Raw genomic sequence first — 23725 nt, 5'->3', positions numbered from 1 at the left:
TTTATTTCAGTGCGTGACCTAGCGACTGCAGGTATGCAATTAATGCCTGCATCTCAGTCTTACCTTCAACCGCTTTCTTAGCGTTGTCGATATCATCTTGAGAGTAAGGCACGCCGAAACCACGGAACACTTCCATCTTCTTAGCCGTTAGCTCGCCATCTAGGACGTTCTCGGCCAACCAAGGGAAGGCAGGCATGTTTGATTGTGGTACTACTGCGCGAGGATCAAGTAGGTGAACTTCATGCCACTTGTCGCTGTAACGACCGCCAACACGGGCCAGGTCTGGACCAGTACGCTTAGAACCCCATAGGAATGGGTGATCCCAAACTGATTCACCGGCAACAGAGTAATGACCGTAACGTTCTGTTTCAGCACGTAGCGGACGAATCATCTGGCTGTGACAACCTACACAACCTTCACGAATGTAGATGTCACGACCTTCGAGCTCAAGTGCCGAGTATGGACGTAGTCCAGTTACTGGCTCAGTAGTGTCTTTTTGGAAAAGCAGGGGAGTGATCTGTACCAGGCCACCAATACTGATAGCAATTACGGTAAAGATACCCAGCAGACCGATGTTTTTCTCGACTATCTCATGATTAAATTTCATCAAATCTACTCCTTATGCTTCAGCCAGCGCTGGCAAAGATTCTTTTGGCGCTTTTACTGTCTTAACCACGTTATATGCCATTAGCAGCATACCAGTGACGAAGAACAGGCCACCTAAGAAGCGAACAAAGTAGAATGGGTATGATGCTTCCAAACCTTCAACGAAGCTGTAGGTTAGGGTGCCGTCAGAGTTAACTGCACGCCACATCAGACCTTGCATAACACCCGAGATCCACATTGAAACGATGTAAAGTACAGTACCGATAGTCGCTAACCAGAAGTGAACGTTAATCAGTTGTGTGCTGTACATACGACCGTGACCGTAGATTGCAGGGATCAGGTGGTATAGCGAACCGATAGATACCATAGCCACCCAGCCTAGCGCGCCTGAGTGAACGTGACCTACGGTCCAGTCGGTGTAGTGAGACAATGCGTTAACTGTCTTAATGGCCATCATAGGACCTTCGAAGGTCGACATACCATAGAATGACAGAGAAACGATCAAGAAACGCAGAATAGGGTCTGTTCTTAGCTTATGCCAAGCACCAGACAGGGTCATGATACCGTTGATCATACCGCCCCAAGAAGGTGCGAACAGGATCAGAGACATCACCATACCCAGTGACTGTGTCCAGTCTGGTAGCGCTGTGTAGTGCAGGTGGTGTGGACCCGCCCAGATGTACAGTGCAATCAACGCCCAGAAGTGAACGATAGACAGGCGATAAGAATAAACAGGACGACCCGCTTGCTTAGGTACGAAGTAGTACATCATACCCAGGAAACCTGCGGTCAGTAGGAAGCCAACGGCGTTATGGCCATACCACCATTGCACCATGGCATCGACAGCGCCAGAGTATAATGAGTATGACTTGAACAGGCTGACTGGTACTGCCATAGAGTTCACGATATGCAGTACTGCAACCGTGATGATGAAGGCGCCGAAGAACCAGTTTGCCACATAGATGTGTGACGTGGTTCGCTTAACAATTGTGCCAAAGAACACAACGGCATAGGCTACCCATACTATGGTAATAGCGATGTCGATAGGCCATTCAAGTTCAGCGTATTCTTTACTGCTGGTTAGACCAAGCGGCAGAGTAATAACGGCTGAAAGAATAATGGCTTGCCATCCCCAGAAGGTAAATGCAGCTAACTTAGGTGCAAATAGGCGGGTTTGGCAGGTACGCTGGACGATATAATAGGATGTTGCAAATAACGCTGAAGTACCAAACGCGAAAATCACGGCGTTTGTGTGCAGAGGTCTTAGACGACTGTACGTTAGCCATGGAGTTTCGAAGTTAAGTTGTGGCCAGATTAACTGGGCCGCGATCAATACACCTACTGTCATACCGATAATGCCCCACAAAACTGTGGTGAGGGCAAATTGGCGGACAACAGTGTAATTGTAATCAGCGCCTTGAGGCTGGGAATGGTTCATCATATTGCTTCCACTGCTTATTACTTATACTTATTGTTTGAGTAAAGCGGCACTTTACCCGGTAAAATGACATCAAAGGCTTGTTTCCCTACGAAACAAACAAGATTGTGTCAATGTGTCACGCAACATTAACGCAAATTAATGCCGAGTAACGCAATGATACTTGAGCAATATCAAAAAAGATAGGAATTATGCGGCCTGGGATATTGATCCAGATCAAACTACCTGGATAGAATGTAAACACTATGATTCAAAAGGTTAATAATTGTGCTACTGAATCGACAAATCTCACTAATTACGCTGACTGCAAGCCTATTTTTAATGCCCCTGTTAACGGGCTGCGAAAAGGCGCCAAAAGCACTTGAACAAGATGTAAAAGTCGCTAGCGAATCTGCCTTAGAAATCGACCCGAGCTTGTGCGATTTTCATCAAAACAGCTGCGATAAAAAACTCGGTGAAACGCTTATTTCGTTGGCGATCTCCCCAGAAAACACCCCTAGTGAGAAGCCCTTAACGGTAACCTTGACCAGTAGCGAACGACTGAAAAATCTCAAGGTGCGAGTGGAGGGGAGAGATATGTTTATGGGGGTTATCCCACTTATTTTAAGTGAAGCTGGCAAAAACACCTATCAAGGAACGCTAATATACGGTTCTTGCAGCAGCAATTATATGGTGTGGCGTCTTATCGCCAGTTTCGAGATAGGCGGTCAATCTAAGACCATTATGTACGATTTTTTGGCCGATAATCCGCCTAAGAATGGCTAAAAGCTGTGCTAATTGATCTCAGCTGCCTTATATGGAATAAAGCCTTTTAGGCAGCTAGCTTCATCTAAACCACCAGACTCATATAGCCGGACTCCAATAACTAGGCCCAACTCACTAGATCAATATAACCCGCTCACGCCGACTACTGATTGTTTAAGGCTAATCGCTATCTTTAATTGCTATCAGTTAGGGCCAATCGCACCTTATTGAAGCGCTCTATGTTATCGATAAAGAGTGAGGTAAGGACAGGATCGAAGTGGGAACCCGCACCTTTTGCGATCTCAGCTATCACTTCATTTAACGGCCAGGCCGGTTTATAGCAGCGCTCGTGGGAGAGCGCATCGAACACATCTGCGATAGCAACAATGCGCGCAAAGATATGAATCTCATCGCCTTTTAAACCATCAGGATAGCCGCTGCCATCGTATTTTTCATGGTGCTGCAAGGCAATGATAGCGGCGGCGTTGAGAATAGGGCGCTCCGAGTTACCCAAGATCTGGTGGCCGATGGCGGGGTGCTGACGCATGATCTGCCACTCTTCGTCGTTTAGTTTGCCAGGCTTTAACAGCACGGCATCCGGCGTCGCTATCTTACCTATGTCGTGCATGGGCGAGGCGTGTTTAATGAGATCGGCCTGTTGATCATCGAGCCCGGCCAACTTCGCCAGGATATAACAGTACTCGGCCATACGCTTGACATGGTTGGCGGCTTCCTTCGAGCGGCTCTCGACCACATCTCCCAGGCGGAAGATCAATTCAGACTGGGTATCTTCTAGCTCTTTGTTCAGCAGTAGATTCTCGAAGGCAACGCCAACATTGATGGCAAAGATATCGATAAGTTTCTTATCCAGATCGCCGATGGCATGTATGTTGTCCATATACAGCAGGTTGATCCAGCCACTCTTGGCCGGGAAGTAACCCACAAACAGATTGTCTTCATAAAGACATGTCTGCTCTTGGAGCGCCCGTTTAAGCAGTTTCTCGATGGGCTCGGGGATAGCTTGTTCATGGTGACTTGCAAATTGGCCAGTACCGGCCAGGATATGGAGTTTGTCAGTACTTAAATCCTTGCTCATCGCATCGATGGCATTGCAGGTTAGCAGCAAGGTTTCATTGTTGAGGTTTAGCAGGTTGGCGACCTGAGTCAGCAGGCCGTCGGCAAAATGATGCAAGGTTCTGAGTTCAAACAGGCCAGAGGTTGCCTTGACGACCCGCTCGAGCCCTTCGCGGTAGCGGATTTGCGTTTGTTTCGCCGCTTCGATCTCCATGATATCGCGGTAACTTCTCAGCGCAGAGTAGACGCTGGTGATCAGCTTACGTGAATCCAATTCAGCCTTTGCCTTGTAATCGTTGATGTCGTAATTGACGATCACATCTTCTTCGGGCGCTTGTCCCGGCTGACCGGTACGCAGGATTAATCTGATGCTGCGGTTGTTATGCTCTTCGCGGATCCATTTGACCAGCTCAAGACCGGCGTGGTCGCTCTCCATAACCACGTCGATAAAAGCCATGGCCACGTCATTTTCATCTTGTAATACCCGCTTTGCTTCCTCACCGCTATAGGCGTTAATGAACTCTATGCCGCGGTTATCTAGCTTAAACCGCGACAGTGCGAGTTTTGTTACTGTGTGTACATCGGGCTCATCGTCGACGATCAGTATGCGCCAGGCCGGTCCTGTTTCTGTTTCGGCTGCTTTCTTCTTACCTGAGAACAGTGGACTCTTTTTCGCCATATCAATTAGCATCCGTACCCCTCTTAGGTGAACTAAATTGACCTTATTTATTAGTGTAGTAACTCACGTGACATTTAGCTGGAGAATTTAGAAGGTGAGAAATTGAAATTGCAGATTAAATGAGGCAGTTAGCCCTGTTTGTTGCGTATAGCATGGCGATAACAGCGCAGCTAACACTTGCGCGGTAAACATATACTTGTGTTTACCGAGCAAGCGCTATTTAATCTAACCGATCAAATACTGAACTAAGGCTACAATTTTATTGAATATTTTTGTTTTTTTGTTGCTATAGTGCGTAGGGCATCCCATAGCGTTTTTAATGGAGTCAACTCTTGCACGCCTTACCTCTATTTGAATCGATCGATTATATCGAAGCTGGCAATCCCATCGTCAATCAGCACATTACGGCGATAGCCATGAATAGCGTCGAAGATGCAGGCTTGGTTTATGAGTTGGCATCCGATCTACTGTTCGCCCAGCGGGAAAATGAGAACAGTTATAAGAGTTTTCGTAGCGAAATCACCTGTTTTCTACATTGGTGTTTCGATGTGGTGCAGCAGTCGCCAGGACAGATAAGCAGACGTGACATGGATAAATTCGTGGCCTACTGTCAGTCGCCACCAAAGGCGCTAATCGGTCAATTTAACGTTGCCCAGTTTAAACTCGACAAGGCGAGTCAACAGCGCGTACCCAATCCGTTATGGCGACCCTTTGTGGGAAAACGAGGGGAAGAATATCGCCTTAGCGATAACGCCCTCAAGACTAAGATGGCGATACTCTCCTCATTCTATGGCTTTTTGATGGCGGAAGATTACTGTGAGCGCAACCCTGCTCAGGCCTGGATGAACCATTCAAAGTTTGCCCATAAACGAAAGTTCGCCATGAGCGAAGAGGAGGGCAGTGGACTCGCCTTTACCGAATTGCAATGGTCCTATGTGATCTCAAGCGTCGAACAGCTTGCCATCGTAGAACCTGAAATTCATCAACGTAGTCTGTTTCTTATCAAATTGATTTACGGCTGTTATTTGCGTGTATCTGATGTGAGTGCGCGAACCGGTTACAGCCCTATCATGGGACAGTTTAAGCAAGATAAGCAGACAGGGATCTGGCGTTTTCATATTCCCAAGAGCAAAGGGGGCAAGCAGCGGCAAATCCCATTGTCCAATGCATTAATAGAGGCACTCAAACAGTACCGCGAACATTTGGGGCTGTCACCTTTACCCGGCTATCAGGAACAGACACCGATTTTCGTGCGCCATAGGGCCGCCGGGCGAGGACGTGATGTGGGATTGGTCGACGCAAATCTGGGTATTCGCCAGGTGAGAGAGGCGGTACAGTCGCTGATCAATCACGCCGCTGACCAGGCGGCAGCGGACGGGCTTTTGGAAGATGCAGAGGTAATGCGAAAACTGACAGTGCATAGCATCCGCCATACCGGGATCACCCATGACATTAACCTCAATGGTCGGCCGTTATCTCATGTTCAGGCGGACGCAGGGCATGAGAGCATCGATACCACGTCTCAGTATCTTCACACATCTCAGGCCGAAAGGCATCAGAGTGCAGCTAATAAGCCTATGGACAGATTAGCCGGCATCGAATGATCAAAAAAGCCCGTGTCCGGGAAGACACGGGTAGGGAGCCTAAAGCGGTCGCATCGCTTAAGTATCTCAACAAGAAAAGACTTAATAGACAGGGCTCTAATTTGAGTTGACGATAATAGTTTAAATAGGCTGTTTTGCGATTCCATGTCACTCAGATGACGCTTTAGTTAATGCTTAACTAAAGATTTCTGCCAACCTATAAACATTATGATGACCGGTCGCTTAAATTTTAGCCATACTGATAACCTTACTTTTAACATATGAATGGCAGCCATTTTTCAAATCGCTTAATGCCGATAAGTATCATTATCGGCATCTGACTAAAAACTTGTTTTAGCTATTTCTTTAGCTAGCATATCTCATTCTATATGACGATTCTCAATATCAAGACGACTAAGATACTTAGGTTACTTTTGAGCGTTTGCTTCTGCGAGTCGAGATCTGAGACATTTGCTGAAACATTTGATTAGTGCGAATTGGTAGCCAGATTCTGAAGCGCAGTTAAGTTAGTCATACACTGAGTTTCGCATTACTTTTTTAAAAGCACCCAGTTTAAACATCTAAATGTCATGCATTCCATTAATGCATTCAAAGTAACGCACCGAAACTATCAAACCGGCAAGCCTGGTTGGTACTTAACTAACACCCGTAACACTAAGAGCATCTAAACTAACTTTAGCTTTCCAAGTGCTTGCTAATTGAAGGCTAAATCTGCACTTGCTTCAGTAGTTCGCAAAATTCTTGCGTTATTAAACAAATAGCTGACGCAGGGAAAATCCAACACAATTTTCACGCGTCGCTACGTGCATGAAATTACTTAAACAAGGGGATTACCCGCCAGATTTCACGTAGCGACGCCTAATGATTGAGCAATCCAAGGCAAGTAAAACTCTGGATGCTGATTAGAATGCTCCATAGAAAGAATATCTCAATGCGTCAAGATACCAATAAGGACTTTAGAAAAGCTAAGACGATTCTTTAACGGACTGCCTAAAGGCCAGTAGCTGAATTAAGGTATCGACTCGGAGTGCTTGTTGAGATGCCAGTCTTAGTAAGTTCGCTTTGTATGAAAAAGAATAGCTCTATTGTCGCAACTGTGACTCAGCTAAATGAGCAGAATCTCTATTGCCATCAAAAGAGATAGCACTGATAAAAGAAGAGAAAGGACTTAGTAATATTTAAATTGTTCATTCTATTGGGCGCACTCGAGACAGACAGCTTTTAGGCTATAAGCAGATAAGGCAAAATTAAAAGTGAAAGTAGAAATGGCATATAGGCTAGTCTTTGTAAGATTGAAATCTGGCTCACTCTCCACCACAGTCTTAGATATACAATGCTGCGCACAATGTATATTATGTTAAATTAAATGTAAGGGGACGAGCTCTACCAGCTCACAATATCGCGCCCTGCATCTTTGGCTCTGTATAATGCAGCGTCTGCATCGTGTAGCATCTGCGTAAGGCTCTTACCCGGCTCGAACGAGCTTAGGCCACAGCTAAAAGTGATCTGCAGTGAGTCATCACCGATCTGAAAACGATTTTGTCTTATGGCATCACAATAGACCTGCGCGCGGCCCTCGAGATAAGTCTCGAAGTCTTGGCCTGTGCCAAAGGGACGATTAACCAAGACGACAAACTCTTCGCCGCCCCAACGCATCAGCACATCTTCAGGATCTTGTTGCTGCCTTAAGGTTGCGGCAATATGGCGCAGCGCATCATCGCCGACCATGTGACCGTAGGTGTCGTTGATCAACTTGAAATAATCGACATCGATAAGGATGACGCCCAGTTCTCTCTGCTGCTGACTACAGGCGTGATATAGGCGCTCGCCAATGGCGATGCCCTCGCGCCGATTGTAAAACTGCGTGAGATCGTCATAGATAGCATGGTGTGTCAGCTGGGCTTCCAGCGCCTTTAACTCTGTGATATCGAATATCACACCAATTAGGCCGGCCACCTCACCACGATTGTCGTTAAAACTTGTCTTATGAAAACGCACAAAGACAGAATCACCTTGACGGGTCTTTATCTGTTTCTCATAGATCTGCACGCCAGGATTGTCGAATAACGCCTGATCGGCGCGTTGGTAGACTTCGGCTAATTCCTCGTCGAAAAGCTCATAAACGCTCTTACCAATTAATTCGTCCCGGGTGAGTTTAATGAAGGATTCAAACGCCTTGTTGCAGCCCAGATAGACGCCTGCCTTATCTTTATAGAAGATAGGCACAGGCAAGGTATCCAATGTCAGTTGCAACAGATAGCTGTCACTGGCCAGACATTGGAGCAGATCTGGGTGTAGATTGGGCGCATCATACGGCATATTTAGGGTCTCTTCTTGTTTAAATTGACGTTCCCTGTACCTAACAAGAGTATAGTTGTGTTAACTACGAGTGCTATATTAACAAGTTATCTCGGCGCTGCGGGATTTATCGAATCGATTTTGTAGTACTGAATCGTCAAAATAATCATCTTGAGCCGCTTTACTTAGCAAGCGTTAACGATTTGTACAGATATTGAGCGAACAAATCAATTAGTGCGCCTAAATACCTCTTTCAACATAAAAAATGATTGTAAATTGAAAAATGAGCTGCCTACACTGGGGTTAACATTTGTCATATGAGGGCACTCGCCTATGACCATTTCTCCTCTTGCCAGTGACAAGCTTTATCGTTCTTCTACACTTGCCCTACTCGATCCCAGTATTAAATCGACTAAACAGCTGACGCCGCTCAACGAAATTGTCGGCCAGGAACGCGCCCAACAGGCGGTAGAATTTGCCATGTCGATGAAAGATAAGGGCTATAACATCTACGCCATCGGCCGAAATGGTCTGGGTAAACGTACTATGGTAATGCGTTACCTGGACAGATATGACCCTAACGGGCATCATCAACTCTTCGATTGGTGCTATGTGGTGAATTTCGATGATGCCCGCACGCCTAAGGTGCTTAAGCTACCTCGTGGCCAGGCCCAGGCCTTCAAGGCAGACATCGAAAACCTGATGAAACGCCTAGTAAAGGCCCTGCCCTTGGCCTTTGACAATGAGCTCTACTATTCGCGGGCCGAGAAACTAAAGACACAGCTGGCCGAGAAGCAAGAATCGGCGCTGGGGCAGATCACCAAAGAAGCGGCCGCGAAGCAGATCAGCCTGTCCATCAATCCCCAAGGCAGCTACGAGCTGGTCGCCATGAATGGTGAGGAGCCACATACCGAATCGAGTTTCGCCGAGCTAAGCAGTAAAGAACAGGCCAAGCTCGAAAAAAATATCGGGTCCCTCGAATCTAAGCTTAGGGAAGTGGTACGCAAGTTTACCGCCTGGGAAGAGAGTTATTCGGACAAACAGCAGAAGCATGACGAGCAGGTGGCTCAGGAAGTCTTGGTGCATCTGCTTGACTCCCTAAAGGAGCGTTACGCGCAATATCCCGAGGTGAAGGCTCATCTTAATGAGATGCACAAAGATATCTTAGATAATCTGGATATCTTCCTCGAGCAAAATGAGGAGCAGATCGCCCTCTCCTACGCCTCCCTGGCTAAGAAGATGCCGAGGCGCTATCAGGTCAATGTGTTAGTTAATCATGCCGATATCCCCATGCCCATAGTGATTGAGGAGAGCCCTAACTATCACAACATCTTCGGCTATATAGAAAACGCCACCTATAAGGGCACCATCTTTTCCGATTTTTCCTTGATCCGCCCAGGCAGCCTGCATAAGGCTAACGGCGGCGTGCTGATGATTGACGCCATCAAGGTGTTGGAGCAGCCCTACGTATGGGACGGCTTGAAGCGCGCCCTGCGCTCTCGTAAGTTAAGTCTCAGCTCGTTAGAGCGCGAGGTGACGCTATCGGGTACCATCTCGCTGGACCCCGAGGCCATCCCATTAGATGTGAAGATCATTTTGTTTGGTGACTACCAGACCTATCAGCTGCTGCAACATTATGATCCTGAATTTAAAGAGCTATTTAGAGTCACCGCCGACTTTGAAGATGAGATGCCACGTACCGATGCCTCTGAGGTGCAGTACGCGAAATTTATCTCTAGCATAGTGGTGGGCAACAAGATGCTGCACTGCGACCGCGGCGCCATAAAACGTGTCATAGAGTTCAGTGCGCGCCAGGCCGATGCGCAAAATAAGTTGTCCCTGCATTCGGCGGATATTGCCAACCTGCTGCGGGAATCTAATTATGTGGCCAGGACGAGTAAGTCGAATATGATCCGAGCAGGCCATGTTGAGCAAGCACTGCATAATCATGAGCTCAGGGTCTGTCGCTTGCGTGATCATGTGATGCAGAGCTTCATCAATGGCACCACGCTCATCGATACCCAAGACAGTGTGGTTGGTCAGATCAATGCTCTGTCTGTGGTGGCAACCTCGGATCATCAATTCGGTGCCCCAAGTCGTATCACCGCCAGTGTCTCACTCGGTGAAGGCGCCGTGTTTGATATCGAGCGCAAGGTAGAACTTGGCGGCCAGATCCACTCCAAGGGGGTGATGATTCTAACGGCGTATCTCGCGACGATTTTTGGTCAGACGGATAAGATACCGCTAACCACTCACCTCACCTTCGAACAAAACTATTCGGGTGTCGACGGTGATAGCGCCTCGATGGCGGAACTGTGCGCCATCGTCTCCGCCTTTGCCAAGGTGCCACTGCGTCAGGATGTTGCCATCACAGGTTCGATGAACCAGTTTGGTCAGGCACAGCCCATCGGCGGGGTAAATGAGAAGATCGAGGGCTTCTTCGATGTCTGTAAGATCAAGGGACGCCATAAGGGCCAAGGGGTGATCATTCCGCGCACCAATGTGCAAAACCTGATGCTTAGAGCCGATATCGTCGATGCCGTGAGCAAGGGAGATTTCTCTATCTGGGCAATCGATCATGTCAACGAAGCGGTTGAGATCTTAACGGGTATTCCGGCGGGTGAACGTGATTTTGAGTTCGAAGATTATCCAAAAGACAGCCTCTACGCCATGGCCGATGCCAGACTGCAGAAACTGAGGGATCATGTTAAACGCACTCAAAAGGCTAAGGTTTAAGAGCGAAGATTTAAGAAAAAAATGTTAGGGTTTGAGGATTAAGGTTTAAGTGCCGATTTGAGACTAGAACCCAAACCATTAGCCAATAAAAAAGCCGGTATTTGACCGGCTTTTTATTTGGCAATCTGAAACCACCTCCTATGGAGGTGGTGATCGTTCCTTCTGGGCTATGCCCGTATTTTCCCTTGGACAGTATCTCTCGTATTTTCAATCTTTCCATATTTACTCAAAACACCTTTGTTATTAAGTGTTTGAGTGGTTAGGTGATTTTGCTGGTTTAAGTATCGCCAGTGGTGGATTGAATCAGGAAGAGTGAAAACTAAAATAATGTTGCTGGAGACGAGATTAGGTCATAGAGAACACTAAAATCGCTATCGATATAAAAGGCACCCTTATAGGGTGCCTCAAAAGCAAAGCCACCTGCATAGCAGGTGGATTTTTACTATTATCAATAACTTAATCACTTAGCGAATGCTAAGAACATTGCCATTAAGGCTAAGCTATAGCTATTAAGTTTTAGCTATTAAGCGAAGGCTTCTTGCAGCGGTGGAACCACCTGCTTCTTACGGCTGAGTACGCCATCTAGCCATACGCGACCGTTTTCGGTTGCCTTACCATAGGCGCGCTCGGTGAGGTCGGCATCATCAGACACGACCAGCATCTCAGAGCCTTCTTTCATGATATCGGTCAGTAGCAAAAGCACGCTGTGGCGATTGCCTTCTGCCTTAAGCGCCGCGATATCGGCTTCAAGTTCAGCCTTAACCTTATCAAACACTGATAGATCGATAACCTCAAGCTGACCAATACCAACCAGGTTCCCGTTCATGTTGAAGTCTTTAAAGTCACGCATCACAAGATCGCGAACCGGTGTACCTTCGACAGCCGACTTAACCTTGAACATCTCCATGCCAAGCGCCTTGTAGTCTTCGATGCCGGCAATCTCAGCCAGTGCTTCGACACACTTGATATCGGCTGTGGTGCAAGTTGGCGACTTGAAGATCACTGTGTCGCTCAGGATGGCGCACATCATGATGCCAGCGATATCTTTAGGGATCTCGACATTGTAGAAGTCGTACATCATCTTGATCACTGTGTTACTACAGCCCACAGGACGGATCCAACACTCAAGCGGTGTAGAAGTCGTCAGGTCGCCCAGTTTGTGGTGATCAACGATACCCACAATAGTGGCCTCGGCAATATCGTCCGGAGCCTGGGTCAGCTCAGAGTGATCAACGATGTAAACCTGCTCACCGGCGTAATGCTCTTTATACAGCGGGGCTTCAAAACCAAAGCGTTCCAGGATAAAGGCGGTTTCTGGTGATGGCTCACCCAGTCTTGCGGCAATGGCTTCTTCACCGATCTGGTTTTTAAGGTAAGCCAGTGCAATCGCACCACAAATTGAATCTGAATCTGGGATCTTATGACCCACAACGTACATTGGCATAATTAACTCTCACAGGAAATTTTGCGGCATTTTACCAAAAGGAAAATCAATTTACATTACTCCCCTGCCTTTAATTGGTTAGACGCTAGTCTAATGCTGGGGTTCAAGATAAATGTAACTCCCTAATAGGGGCTAAATAAACGCTAATATGGATACCCTAGCGGAAACTGGCCTCGCTCTTAGGTTTATCGGCTAGATAAGGTGCTAAACCTTGCAGCCCATAAGTTAGCTTGCGTTAAACCGCCATGCGGTATAACACCACCTCGACCTCGCCTTCCGGGGTATCGACGCTAGTATTTTTAATATACTCCATGCCAAGCTTGATCATAATGTTGATAGACCCCTTATTATGCGGATCTGCGATGGCGCTGAAATGGGTGATTGCCTTGCCATTACCACTAGACTGCTTAACTAGCGCGTTACAAACCGCCTTGGCAGCCTCTGTGGCGTAGCCCTTTCCCCAACTCATTTGCGCAAAACGCCAGCCCACCTCGAGATCCGAATGCTTTGGCTCATCGGTATAGAAATCCATCGGCCGCACCAGGATCCAACCGATAAAGGTATCGCCAAGTTCCGATTCACTGGCTAACGTGGTGACTTTCCACAGACCCCAGCCGTTTTCGCTATTGGTAAAGCCTTGGATCCGGGGGATGAAATAGTCCTCAATCTCGGCCATGGTTGAAGGCTTGCCGCCATTGATGTAACGCATCACTTCAGGATCTAGATTTAAATCATAGAGCAGCTGGGCGTCTTGCTCGGTGACCATCTCAAACCTTAATCTCTGGCTATCGGCTATCTTCATCTTTTACTCCCTAATTTCCAACTGATAACGAACCGAGCATCATAACCTTGGCATAACAAACACGTAAATAGAAACCTTAATTCGTGTCTAGTGGCGTTAGATTTCAAACCTATATCACTTAAACTTAGCTTGCTTGCTGAATTCCCTAACTGGTTTTGCCGAACAATTGCGCAGTTACCAGATTGTTACACAGCGACGGCTTACATCTTTAACCACCTTTAGTTAGTATGGAGTGAGCGTCAAAGTCATGACAGAGATTATGATTTTGACGCGCCCTTATTCTAAAGGGCATGATTTTTAAGATAATAACTAATACAAACGTACATAATTACATACGTTGATCGTTTGACTTTGTTTATTCGGGTAGCTTATTCATGTCTTTAAATACGGCCCTGTCGTCAATCGCCGTGTGCTGCTGCGCACTCCTCTTCAATGCCTCGACAATGGCCCAGTCTTATCAACACATAGGCAAAAGTTTTCAGCAAAATTTTAAGAAACAGCTTAAGGCAAACAAAGTGCCCGGCGGCGCCTTTGTGATAGTCCAGGGCGACAACATAGTTACTCTGGATACCTATGGTAAACGCCATCAAGGCGGTAGCAAGAAGATCAATGCCGACACTGTGTTTCGCCTGGCATCCGTCTCAAAAACCTTTGCCGGTGCACTGGCGAGTCAACTGGTGCACGAACATAAACTCAGCTGGCAACAACCTATCAATCAATACCTTCCTGACTTTTCCCTGGCGAAGCCTGCCGATAGTCAGGCGATCACCCTGGGCCATGTGATAGGCCAAAGCACGGGCCTGATGCCAAATAGCTACGATAACTTGGTTAATGCCAATGTTAAGTTAAACAAGATCATTCCCAAATTTGCCGAGCTGACCCCTATCTGCCCGCCGGGCGTCTGTTACAGCTATCAAAACGTCGCCTTCTCATTTATCGAGCAGGCGATCGAGCAAGAAAGCGGACAACCCTATGAAGAGTTGATCGACAAACGTATCTTCGCACCACTTGCCATGAAGACGGCCTCTATCGGCTATGAGGCCTTTACTCATACCAGCAATCGCGCCGAGCCTCATATCAAGACGAAACATGGATTTAAGCAGGTTAAGGTGAAACCTAACTATTATCAGCTCGCACCAGCGGCTGGAGTCAATGCCAGTATCAAGGATATGGCTAAGTGGTTGATGGCCAACATGGGGCATGAACCTAAGGTGCTCTCACCTCAGGTGCTCGAAGATATCACTACCCCAGGGGTTCGGACCACTAAGGAGCTGCGTCGCCGTGATTGGAAACCCTATCTCGACGATGCTCACTATGGCAAGGGCTGGCGCATCTACCAGTTTAACGGCCATCGGCTGATCTACCACGCTGGTTGGGTCGCAGGTTATGTGACCGAGGTGGCCTACTCACCTGAGCTGGATCTTGGGATCGCCATCTTACTTAACGGCGAGTCACGGGTTATTAGCTCCTTAGGCGCCGAGTTTTGGCTGCAGGTGTTCGCCTCTAAGCAAAGTTAACGGCTAAAGTGCACTGACGTTAAAACTTACTCGTTTATTCGCTTTATTATGACTTAAGATGGTTCTTGCGTTACCCATTAATAACAATAAGGAAAACCTATGATGTCGCAACGCCCCTATGATGATTCTCAGCAAAGAGCATCTTTGTCCCTGCTAGCCCTAACCAAACCTTTGAGCACACTTGCACTGGCCTTGGCGGTAGTACTGCCGAGCTATGCTCAAGCCCAAGCCGAAATCCAAGCAGAGACCCAGGCAGAGACCCAAACTCAATCACAAGAGCAAGACATCTTGCTACTTGCTAAAGGCTATGTGGACGTCGCTAAGGGTAAGACTATCGAAGATGTAGCCATAGTGGTGCGCGGCAATCAGATAGTCTCGGTCGGCCATCAAGGCCGTGTGGCTAAACAAGGCGATTATCGGGTGGTCGACCTTAAGGATAAGTATCTGCTACCTGGGGTAATGGATATGCATGTGCATCTCTCCAGCGATGCCGAGGATAACTTTCTCGAATCGATGAATTACTCCATTCCGAGACAGACGGTGAAGGCAGTTAAGAATGCCCGTAATACCCTGATGGCAGGTTTTACCACTGTGCGGGACTTAGGCGCCTCTGGCTACTCAGTTATCGCTACGCGCGATGCCATAGACGCTGGTGAGATCCCCGGGCCCAGGATCTGGGCCGTTGGCCATGCGCTCAGTATCACTGGAGGCCATTGTGACGATAACTTTGCCGCGCCAGAGGCGCATAGCGTCGCAGCAGGTGTCGCCGATGGCCCCTGGGCTGTCAGACAGAAGGTGCGCGAAAATATCAAATATGGCGCCAATGCCATTAAGATCTGCGCTACCGGCGGCGTTTTCTCAAAGGGGACCAAGGTTGGCGTGCAGCAATATAGCGAGCAAGAACTGGCCGCGGTGGCCGACGAGGCCCATCGCCGCGGTTTAGTTATTGCCGCCCATGCCCACGGCACCAGTGGCATCAAGGCCGCTATTCGCGCCGGCATAGATAGCATTGAACACTGCAGCTTTATGGATGAGGAAGCGATTAAGATGGCGGTTAAAGCCGGAACCTACCTGTCCTGCGATATCTACAATACCGAATATACCCTGGCCTTTGGCGAAGCCAATGGTGTTCCTCAGGCCAACATAGAGAAAGAGAAACAGGTCTCTAAGGCCCAGCGTGATAGTTTCAGGCGTGCCACCTTAGCCGGGGCCAAGATGGTGTTTGGCTCGGATGCGGCAATCTATCCCCATGGTGACAATGGCAAACAATTTTCGCGTATGGTTACCTTTGGGATGACGCCAGCCCAGGCGCTGCAGGCCGCGACGGTCAACAGTGCGGCGTTGATCCAGCAAGAAGACAAACTCGGTCAGCTCAAGCCAGGCTTCTATGCCGACATCATTGCCGTGGATGGCGATCCTTTAGCGGATATCTCTTTGATGGAACGGGTGAGTTTCGTTATGAAGGATGGTGTGATCTACAAAGATTAGTCCGTAGGGGGCATTTGTCAGTTGGCTAGCGAGTTGTCTCAATAGCGAATAAGTCGGCAAGTTAACAAGTTAAATAGGCAAATGCCCCCTCGCATCTAGTTGCTTCTCTGGCTCAGCCCGCAGATACAGTAAGCGTGTCAGTAAGCACAATTGAGATAGTTATTCTGAGATGCAAAACACCTATCTTGAACCGCTGAGCTGCGCTAACTAAATTTCAGGACTCAAACCTTAGGCGAGCCGTGTAGCACTTAGCTCGCCCCAACTTTGGCAAAACGCCCAGCGATTTTGTTTGCAAAAATAGATGGCTTGATACCTGTTGTAGCTCACGGTATCGAGAGTAATAGCCTGATTTGAACTGTAATCAATTTGACTTGGCGTACCACAGCCCATTAAGAGAAAGATTCCGAACAAGAGTGAGTAGCCGCCCGAAGAGAAACTATGCCCACTTATGCGCAAGTTTCTATGTAGAGGTATATTTAACATAGCTACTCCTTATTTTGTTTGATGCCTACACCCTTTTGAGCAAGCCTATATCGAATAACCCCGATTCAAAAACACCCAAGCTCGGATATAGCCCCTTATTTCACTATATGACTATATTCCCCTCAGCGCAAAAACCAGGCAAGCTTGTGACTTTAAGGCTCTACTTTAACGTTTACTTTAAAGTCTTTAGGAAAGCAGCTTTCAAACTGTCGAGTGGCGCCAGATCTTTAGGGCTCTTACGGCTGCGGCTATAGAGGGATGATTCGATAAACAGCGAGAACCAGGCCGATAAACTGGCTGCATTCTCAGGCTCTGCGGCTGCGCTAAGCACCAGACTCGCTACCTCGGCGGTACCGAGCTGAAATTCACGGCTCCCCTTCCGCAGGCCATATCGCGCTGCGGCATCCGGTGCAAAAGACAGCATGGGCAGATGGTGCAGATATTCACTCTTGTTAAACATCTTGATCGCCTCACGCCAGCTGCCATCGAGCAGAACAAACAGCGGGCGTTTGGTTTCCGAGGCTAAGCGCGTTTTAAGCGTTACATCGGGCACTACGGCCTGAGATGGCATGGCATATTCGCTGGGGAAAACCAGATAAGGTTGATATTCGCTCGAGTCGAGTAACGCCAGGAGCTTGCGATTAGTCCGGGTGCGATCCCAGATATAGGCATGGGTATCGGGGATCAAATCGGCAATTAAGCGCCCGGAATTACTGGGTTTTAACACCTCATCGTCATACATCACCAGCAAAAAACTAACCTCGGATTGCAACAGCGCGCGGGTATCGCAGGTGCAGTAGCGCTGAGCCAGCAGGCAGGCCTCACAGCGCTCAAGGTTTTTCCCCCGGGCATTATAGGGCCGGGTAGAGATCGCCTTTCGATATTGGTAGCGTTGATGCACCGCATGGGGAGGAAGTGTCATTGGGTAACCTATTAAAAACTTGGGACTTACTCGTCATGGCTTGCCTGGTTAAGTATAACGCGGGCAACGCCATTTAAATATCATTCATAAAAAAAGGCGAACCATGATGTTCGCCTGTTTTTATGCTAACTCATTATCTATGCGCGATGATTCATATTCACCTTCACGCTTTACAAGATGCGGCGTAGCAGGAAATCGGCGCGCAGACGTCTGATACGATTCATGATCTTGCGTACCGGCTTAGGATAGTTATTTAAGGTATCTATCTGACTGTAATGATACAGGCGCTCGGTATGCTCGAGGATATGCGCCTGCTCCTGTTTAAACTCTTCGGTCCAGGCTTGGGTTTCATCTTGCAGCAATAAACCGTTTTCTAAATCCAGCGCCCAGGCCCTTGGATTAAGGTTAGAGCCAGTGATCAGATGCAGGCGATCATCGGCGCTAATCCCTTTAAGGTGATAGCTGTTGCGATCATGCTTCCACAGGTGAATATTGAGTAAGCCGGCGTCTATGGCCCATTGCTGACGCTTGGCAAATTTACGCAGCGATTGCTCATACATGTAGGGCAAGGCACCGATAGTCGAAAACTTCTCTTCCGGCGGAATATAAAAGTCATTAGCCGTCTTATCGCCAACTACTATGTCGATACGTTTGCCCTTTCGCAGATGCTTAGCAAGCGCTCGGGAGAGAATATAAGGCGGATTAAAATAGGGCGTGCAGATAAACAGTGAGCGCTGAGACTGGGATACCAGATCGATCACTAGCTTGTTAAGCTTATTCTTCTTGCGCCCTAAACCAACCACAGGAGTGATGCGATTGCCCGTCTTGGTGCTCGCAAAACGATATTTGGCCTTAGCCAGACGCTGTTTCAGGCTGCGAACATCATTTTTTTCTGGCAGCTTTTCGGTCTCTCTATCTTGGGTGAGCGAGGTCACGGCTCTATCGCTGGCGATGTATTTCATCACCATGTTACGCATGGATTCTGCCAATGGCTTAGATTCGATCACATGGTAACGGTCGAAACGGTACTTCTCGCCCTGATGCAGATAGATGTTATTCAGGCTGGCACCGCTGTAGATGACGGTGTCATCTATGATGAAACCTTTAAGGTGGAGTACGCCCATAAATTCGCGGGATTTTACCGGAACACCGAGAATATTGATCGGATGCTCGGCATTGTTAACCACCTCTTGATACATGAGGTAGTTGCCGCTGTCACCCTTATGGCCGATAAGCCCACGTCTGGCGCGATGAAAATCCACCAGAACGGTAACATCCAATTCTGGTCTGGCCGCCTTGGCCGCCATCAAGGCAGCCAACACTTCCCTACCCGCCTCATCGTCTTCAAGATAGAGTGCGGCAAGAGTGATAGCTCGTTTAGCGTTCGCGATCTGTTTGAGTAGTTCGGCTTTAAGCGCCGCAGGCGTTAGCAACCAACGTATGGCGTCGGCGGGTAACGCAATTCCACCTAGCTTATCCAGCAAGGTATCCTCCTTTAAAAATGCTGCCCATCACGGTAGTAGCATTGTGGCGTGAGCGCCATAAACATGATTGAGATATGTTTTGCAGGCGAATAGTCCGCTAATACGGCCTGACGAATGATCTGCTCTACTGCGTGACGAATTTCGGGATCTTTAGGAAACCAGAGCACCTCGACTTGCACGAATGTCGTATCGACCTTGCCGGCGCGATAGCTGACGCTTGGCTCCCAGTCTAAGGTGAAGCTTTCAGCCTTGATTTGACAAAGGTTTGCAAGCTCATCGAGTAAGGTCTCACTGATTCGACATACCGCCTCTTGCGGTAAACCGCGCATACGAATGTGTGGCATACTGGTTCCATCCCAAATCTTAAGGGGTAGAAATTACCCATTTACCGGGTTTGGGGCAAGGGTTTTCTGTTGTTGTCAGTCGCACTTGAGACAAACCGGGTTAAAATTAAGCAGAATCAGCGGCTAAAGTGCTAAGTTTTGCATCCTTAGTCTTAATTCTCGTTTAACGCTCCGACATCGGGCGTAAAACACCTTACAATAGGCTTATCCATCTTCGTTTAGGTTCCAGCATGAATAAAACTATTCTCCTTACCTTGGCATTAACCCTGTTAGCCGCGTGGGGCATCTTTCATTTTAAGTCGCAGCTCGGCTTTCTGGTGCTGCCGCTTTTTATTGTATTAGTGCTATTTGTCACCTTGCGTTTATACCGGTTGATGGAAAAAGATGAGCCTTCAACGGACGATTAGCCCAAACCGAAAACAAGGACCTGTTTCGACGCTTATGTTTACAAGATTGACTAGAGGGCTGAGCGCCCTTCCCCGTAATTTCCCATGCTTGCTGACTAAGGCGATTCCGGCTGTAAAACCATTCGCCTTGTCTCTAGCTATTGCGGCTGCCTTTATACCTGCAGCCAGCAATGCCGGTGCCGACGTTAACACCAATACCAATACCAATACCAATACCAATACCAATACCAAGCAGCTTGATAGCAAGGGTTATGATGATCAAAGCTATTATGACAACCTCTTGTCGGTGATCGCGCCGCCTCACTCGCAACTGTCTATTTTTGCCCAGGATCTCACCAATAATGAGATACTGTATCAGCACAACGCCGATACCCTGTTGCTGCCTGCCAGTACGCAAAAATTACTCACGGCCGTAGCCGCGATGCGGGTATTGGGTGAAGAGTTCAGCTTTGCGACCCAATTTTCAACTAAGGGGCGCTTGTCTCACGGTGTGTTAACGGGCGATCTTTATCTCTCCTTTAGTGGCGACCCCACCTTAACCACTGACGATCTACGAGCTATGTTAAAGAGCTTGAAAGACGCAGGCATTCATACCGTTAAGGGAAATCTCTTGCTTGTGGGGCAAGCCAAGGAGCAGACGCGCGCCCCCGGCTGGGTATGGGACGATCTCGGGATCTGCTACGCTGCGCCGGTTTCCAGCTTTATCATCAATCAAAATTGCGTCAAGGGCCAGTTAAAACCAAAGCTGGCAAGCAGCGCCAGCCAACTCAACTTTCCGCGATATCTGCCCATCAAGGTGTCGACAACGGCGGTGTTTGATAAGATGCAGCAAGAGCCTTTCTGTGAACTCAACTTAGCTAGGCTGCCCGATAATCATTACCACATCAGTGGCTGTTATCCAGGTGATAAGCCGCTTAATCTGGCTATCGCCGTGGATGACCCTGCGCTCTACGCCAAAGAGATGCTAACGCGGATGTTAAAGAGCGCCCACATCAAAATGAGTGGCCAAGTGGCCGTCGCGCACAGAACACCTTTTGGCCTTAAGCCTTTGGTCTCTCACAAATCGGAAGGGCTCGAGCCACTCCTTCGCACCATGCTGCTCGATTCAGATAACTTGATTGCCGACAGTCTGTTTAAAGCCGTAGGCGCACACTATTACAAGGTGCCAGAAAGCTTTCATGCCGGCGCAAGGGCCGTTAAGGCGATACTCGAGGCGGACGGGATAGATCTTAGCCACTCGCAGATCATCGATGGCTCGGGCCTTTCTCGCTATAACCTTATTTCGGCCAGGCAACTGGCTGAGGTCCTGGGCCTGATGGCGCAGGATGAAAAATTAAGGCCGCTAATCGCGCTGCTGCCGGTCGCCGGAGTTAGCGGTACCCTCAACTATAAGCGGGGGTTTCAACAGCCCCCCTTGATGAACAAGGTCTCTGCCAAGACGGGCTCGATGCAGGGCGTCGATAACTTGGCAGGTTACCTTTCACTCGATGCAAGTCACCAATTTCTCTTCGTGGTCATGGAAAATGGCCAGAGCCAGAAGAGTAAGAAACAAAGCCCAGCACCCTTTAGTGCCCTCTTTCTGCAAAGCCTGCTGGATAACCCACAGCAAACAGTCAAAAGCCAAGGCGATGAGAATGGAGATGGAAAGAACAATTCAAAAAAGCTAAGTGCGCAATAACATCAGCCCTATAACACGTGCTTAGTTAAGTGTGAGAAATAAAAAAACGCCCGGACCTAATGAACCGGGCGTTTTTCCTCTGCTTTAAGTTAACGACTAGAACAACTCTTCTGCCATCGCCATCACGCTGGCATCGCCGGCGTTGACCTGCGCCAGATGGTAGTCGACCTTAGGCAGTAGTTTGGCCAGATAGAAATCGGCCAGCTGTTGTTTCGCCGTGCTGAAGCTTGCATCTTGGTGATCGGCAGCCCTATCGGCCATCAGCAACCAGAAATAGCCATAGATCAGATGACCAAAGGCATCGAGGAAATCGACTGCGCAGGCGTTGATCAAGGCCGGATTGCTTAGCTTGTTGGCGTTGATATATTCGCCGCTCGCCAGCAAGGCGTCGAAACGCGATGTGATAAGCGCCTTTTGCCCATCCGTAACATGGGTCATGGCTGCCAGCTGACTCTGGCACTCACCAACAAACTCAGTCAATGTACGCAGATCGTCTCCCGTGGTCTTTCTACCCAGGAAATCGATGGCTTGAATACCATTTGTACCCTCGTAGATCTGGGCGATACGGGTGTCACGAACCAGCTGCTCGACACCTGTCTCGCGAATATAGCCGTGACCACCAAACACCTGCTGGGCCATCACGGCGGCATCCAGGCCTCTGTCACTCAAGAACGCCTTGGCAACCGGTGTCAGCAGGCCGACATAACGCGCTGCCTTCTCCTGCACCTCTCCCTCCGTATGTTTAGCGAGATCCAGTTGCTGACCGGTAAACACAGACAGCGCGCGTCCCGCTTCGGTATAACAGCGTATGGTCATCAGCATGCGGCGCACGTCACCGTGAACAAGAATTGGGTCGCTGGCATTGTCGCTGCCACCGGCGGCCTGGCCCTGCAGACGCTCCTTGGCATATTCGCTAGCCATCTGGTACGCCGCCTGAGAAGTGCCTAGGCCCTGAATACCAATTGCCAAACGCTCATAGTTCATCATGGTGAACATGCACACTAAGCCGCGGTTTGCCTTGCCGATCAGATAACCCTGGGCATCGTCGAAGTTCATCACACAAGTTGCCGAGCCCTTAAGTCCCATCTTGTGCTCGATAGAGCCTACGGTGACGCCGTTGGTTTCACCTAGCTCGCCGTTATCATCTACCTTGATCTTAGGCACCAAGAAGAGTGAGATACCGTTCGAGTCCGGCAGCTTTGCCAGTACCAGGTGAATGACGTTTTCGGTGAGATCATGATCGCCACCCGTAATGAAAATCTTACTGCCAGAGACAAGATAGCTGCCATCATCCTGTGGCATCGCCTTGGTGCGGATGTTACGCAGATCCGAACCCGCCTGTGGCTCTGTCATGTCCATGGCACCGGCCCATTGACCCGAATAGAGGTTAGGCAGGTACTTCTCTTTTAGCTCGTCACTACCGTGGGCATTGATACAGAGGGCTGCACCCGCGGTGAGTGAACCATACAAGGTAAAGGCGTTACAGGCGCTATAGGCCATCTCATCGACCAGCACGCCAAGCATTTTAGGCATACCCATGCCGCCAAACTCAGGATCGCCGCATAGCCCTACCCAACCACCTTCTGCATATTGGTCGTAAACCTCACGATAGCCATCGGGTGTGATCACCTTAGCATCTTCAAAGCTTACGCCTTGCTCGTCACCGGGACGATTAATAGGATGAATAAGATCTCGTGATATCTTCTCGGCCTCATCGAGGATCGCCGTTGCCGTATCCATATCGACGGTCTCGGCCAAGGCCGCTAGTTCACCCCAAGTTTGTGGAGCATCGAACACGCGCTCCAACAGAAATTTCATGTCGGCCAATGGCGCCTGGTATGGATTCATCTCGCCTCTCTTAAACGTAAGATTAAAACAGTTGTTTTAATCTATCTCAGTTGCGGCTGAGAATAAAGCCCTTTAGTCAAATATTGTCCGCTAGCGCAAATAAAAAGCCCCGCGTAGGTTGCGAGGCTT

17 protein-coding genes are annotated in these 23725 nt (G+C 48.6%); 7 read left to right on the top strand and 10 right to left on the bottom strand.

Translation table 11 applies throughout. From position 1 onward, the window contains the following. Position 1: 1 nt before the first annotated feature. Both ccoO and ccoN read right to left on the bottom strand, forming a co-directional pair. Positions 2-607, bottom strand: a complete 606-nt coding sequence (gene ccoO / locus AYI87_RS02630; protein WP_144199315.1) for a cytochrome-c oxidase, cbb3-type subunit II — start codon at positions 605-607, stop codon at positions 2-4. 12 nt (positions 608-619) lie between these two features. Continuing rightward, entirely contained in the window at positions 620-2047 is a 1428-nt protein-coding gene (ccoN, locus tag AYI87_RS02625; protein WP_144199313.1) for a cytochrome-c oxidase, cbb3-type subunit I, read from the bottom strand. Between the two features lie 264 nt (positions 2048-2311). Between ccoN and AYI87_RS02620 the strand changes: the two genes are divergently transcribed. Next, entirely contained in the window at positions 2312-2809 is a 498-nt protein-coding gene (locus AYI87_RS02620; RefSeq protein ID WP_186300538.1) for a hypothetical protein, read from the top strand. A 172-nt stretch (positions 2810-2981) separates the two neighbouring features. On the opposite strand, the gene AYI87_RS02615 is transcribed toward AYI87_RS02620, so the two are convergent. After that, entirely contained in the window at positions 2982-4553 is a 1572-nt protein-coding gene (locus AYI87_RS02615; protein WP_144199311.1) for a DUF3369 domain-containing protein, read from the bottom strand. A 320-nt stretch (positions 4554-4873) separates the two neighbouring features. Here AYI87_RS02615 and AYI87_RS02610 point away from each other — a divergent pair, with 320 nt between their 5' ends. Next, a complete protein-coding gene (locus AYI87_RS02610; protein ID WP_144199309.1) occupies positions 4874-6145 on the top strand; it encodes a tyrosine-type recombinase/integrase in 1272 nt (423 codons plus the stop codon). Positions 6146-7528: 1383 nt separating this feature from the next. Here AYI87_RS02610 and AYI87_RS02605 read toward each other — a convergent pair. After that, on the bottom strand, positions 7529-8464 hold the full coding sequence (locus tag AYI87_RS02605; protein WP_144199307.1) for a GGDEF domain-containing protein: 936 nt from the start codon (positions 8462-8464) through the stop codon (positions 7529-7531). 312 nt (positions 8465-8776) lie between these two features. On the opposite strand from AYI87_RS02605, the gene AYI87_RS02600 reads away from it, so the two are divergent. Beyond that, positions 8777-11179: a Lon protease family protein gene (locus AYI87_RS02600; RefSeq protein WP_144199306.1), complete on the top strand. Its 2403-nt coding sequence runs from the start codon at positions 8777-8779 to the stop codon at positions 11177-11179. Positions 11180-11702: 523 nt separating this feature from the next. Here the strand turns inward: AYI87_RS02600 and AYI87_RS02595 are convergent. Next, positions 11703-12623 carry a manganese-dependent inorganic pyrophosphatase gene (locus AYI87_RS02595; RefSeq protein ID WP_144199304.1) on the bottom strand — a complete coding sequence of 307 codons (921 nt, stop codon included), beginning with the start codon at positions 12621-12623 and terminating at the stop codon, positions 11703-11705. A gap of 235 nt (positions 12624-12858) precedes the next feature. Continuing rightward, the gene (locus AYI87_RS02590; RefSeq protein ID WP_144199302.1) at positions 12859-13425 is read right to left on the bottom strand and encodes a GNAT family N-acetyltransferase; all 567 of its coding nucleotides are present in this window, start codon (positions 13423-13425) and stop codon (positions 12859-12861) included. Between the two features lie 374 nt (positions 13426-13799). Between AYI87_RS02590 and AYI87_RS02585 the strand changes: the two genes are divergently transcribed. Together AYI87_RS02585 and AYI87_RS02580 are read left to right on the top strand one after the other, a co-directional pair. After that, positions 13800-14942, top strand: a complete 1143-nt coding sequence (locus AYI87_RS02585; protein WP_144199300.1) for a serine hydrolase domain-containing protein — start codon at positions 13800-13802, stop codon at positions 14940-14942. Positions 14943-15041: 99 nt separating this feature from the next. Next, positions 15042-16430 carry a metal-dependent hydrolase family protein gene (locus AYI87_RS02580; protein ID WP_260865054.1) on the top strand — a complete coding sequence of 463 codons (1389 nt, stop codon included), beginning with the start codon at positions 15042-15044 and terminating at the stop codon, positions 16428-16430. Between the two features lie 655 nt (positions 16431-17085). Here AYI87_RS02580 and AYI87_RS02575 read toward each other — a convergent pair. From AYI87_RS02575 to AYI87_RS02565, 3 genes are all read right to left on the bottom strand, one after another. Next, a complete protein-coding gene (locus tag AYI87_RS02575; RefSeq protein ID WP_144199298.1) occupies positions 17086-17835 on the bottom strand; it encodes a tRNA-uridine aminocarboxypropyltransferase in 750 nt (249 codons plus the stop codon). A gap of 170 nt (positions 17836-18005) precedes the next feature. Next, positions 18006-19319: a CDP-diacylglycerol--serine O-phosphatidyltransferase gene (gene pssA, locus AYI87_RS02570; protein ID WP_144199296.1), complete on the bottom strand. Its 1314-nt coding sequence runs from the start codon at positions 19317-19319 to the stop codon at positions 18006-18008. Positions 19320-19330: 11 nt separating this feature from the next. Next, a complete protein-coding gene (locus tag AYI87_RS02565) occupies positions 19331-19663 on the bottom strand; it encodes a DUF1904 domain-containing protein (RefSeq protein WP_144199294.1) in 333 nt (110 codons plus the stop codon). A gap of 230 nt (positions 19664-19893) precedes the next feature. Between AYI87_RS02565 and AYI87_RS02560 the strand changes: the two genes are divergently transcribed. Together AYI87_RS02560 and dacB are read left to right on the top strand one after the other, a co-directional pair. Next, positions 19894-20070 (top strand): hypothetical protein, encoded by a 177-nt coding sequence (locus AYI87_RS02560; RefSeq protein ID WP_144199292.1) that lies wholly within the window; start codon positions 19894-19896, stop codon positions 20068-20070. Positions 20071-20197: 127 nt separating this feature from the next. Next, on the top strand, positions 20198-21748 hold the full coding sequence (gene dacB, locus AYI87_RS02555) for a D-alanyl-D-alanine carboxypeptidase/D-alanyl-D-alanine-endopeptidase (protein ID WP_260865053.1): 1551 nt from the start codon (positions 20198-20200) through the stop codon (positions 21746-21748). 96 nt (positions 21749-21844) lie between these two features. On the opposite strand, the gene AYI87_RS02550 is transcribed toward dacB, so the two are convergent. After that, positions 21845-23596, bottom strand: coding sequence for an acyl-CoA dehydrogenase (locus tag AYI87_RS02550; protein ID WP_144199288.1), 1752 nt, complete (start codon positions 23594-23596; stop codon positions 21845-21847). Positions 23597-23725: the final 129 nt, after the last annotated feature.

The sequence above is a fragment of the Shewanella sp. KCT genome (assembly GCF_007636505.1).
In the GTDB taxonomy this organism is placed as follows: Bacteria; Pseudomonadota; Gammaproteobacteria; order Enterobacterales; family Shewanellaceae; genus Shewanella; species Shewanella halotolerans.
Note: the sequence above shows the minus strand (reverse complement) of the source record. Positions and strands in the feature narration are given on the sequence as shown.

What these genes read in the sequence shown, in the direction of transcription:
- ccoO (WP_144199315.1), bottom strand. Translation starts at nt 607, where the DNA reads ATGAAATTTAATCATGAGATAGTCGAGAAAAACATCGGTCTGCTGGGT.
- ccoN (WP_144199313.1), bottom strand. Translation starts at nt 2,047, where the DNA reads ATGATGAACCATTCCCAGCCTCAAGGCGCTGATTACAATTACACTGTT.
- AYI87_RS02615 (WP_144199311.1), bottom strand. Translation starts at nt 4,553, where the DNA reads ATGCTAATTGATATGGCGAAAAAGAGTCCACTGTTCTCAGGTAAGAAG.
- AYI87_RS02605 (WP_144199307.1), bottom strand. Translation starts at nt 8,464, where the DNA reads ATGCCGTATGATGCGCCCAATCTACACCCAGATCTGCTCCAATGTCTG.
- AYI87_RS02600 (WP_144199306.1), top strand. Translation starts at nt 8,777, where the DNA reads ATGACCATTTCTCCTCTTGCCAGTGACAAGCTTTATCGTTCTTCTACA.
- AYI87_RS02595 (WP_144199304.1), bottom strand. Translation starts at nt 12,623, where the DNA reads ATGCCAATGTACGTTGTGGGTCATAAGATCCCAGATTCAGATTCAATT.
- AYI87_RS02590 (WP_144199302.1), bottom strand. Translation starts at nt 13,425, where the DNA reads ATGAAGATAGCCGATAGCCAGAGATTAAGGTTTGAGATGGTCACCGAG.
- AYI87_RS02585 (WP_144199300.1), top strand. Translation starts at nt 13,800, where the DNA reads ATGTCTTTAAATACGGCCCTGTCGTCAATCGCCGTGTGCTGCTGCGCA.
- AYI87_RS02580 (WP_260865054.1), top strand. Translation starts at nt 15,042, where the DNA reads ATGATGTCGCAACGCCCCTATGATGATTCTCAGCAAAGAGCATCTTTG.
- AYI87_RS02575 (WP_144199298.1), bottom strand. Translation starts at nt 17,835, where the DNA reads ATGACACTTCCTCCCCATGCGGTGCATCAACGCTACCAATATCGAAAG.
- AYI87_RS02565 (WP_144199294.1), bottom strand. Translation starts at nt 19,663, where the DNA reads ATGCCACACATTCGTATGCGCGGTTTACCGCAAGAGGCGGTATGTCGA.
- AYI87_RS02560 (WP_144199292.1), top strand. Translation starts at nt 19,894, where the DNA reads ATGAATAAAACTATTCTCCTTACCTTGGCATTAACCCTGTTAGCCGCG.
- AYI87_RS02550 (WP_144199288.1), bottom strand. Translation starts at nt 23,596, where the DNA reads ATGAATCCATACCAGGCGCCATTGGCCGACATGAAATTTCTGTTGGAG.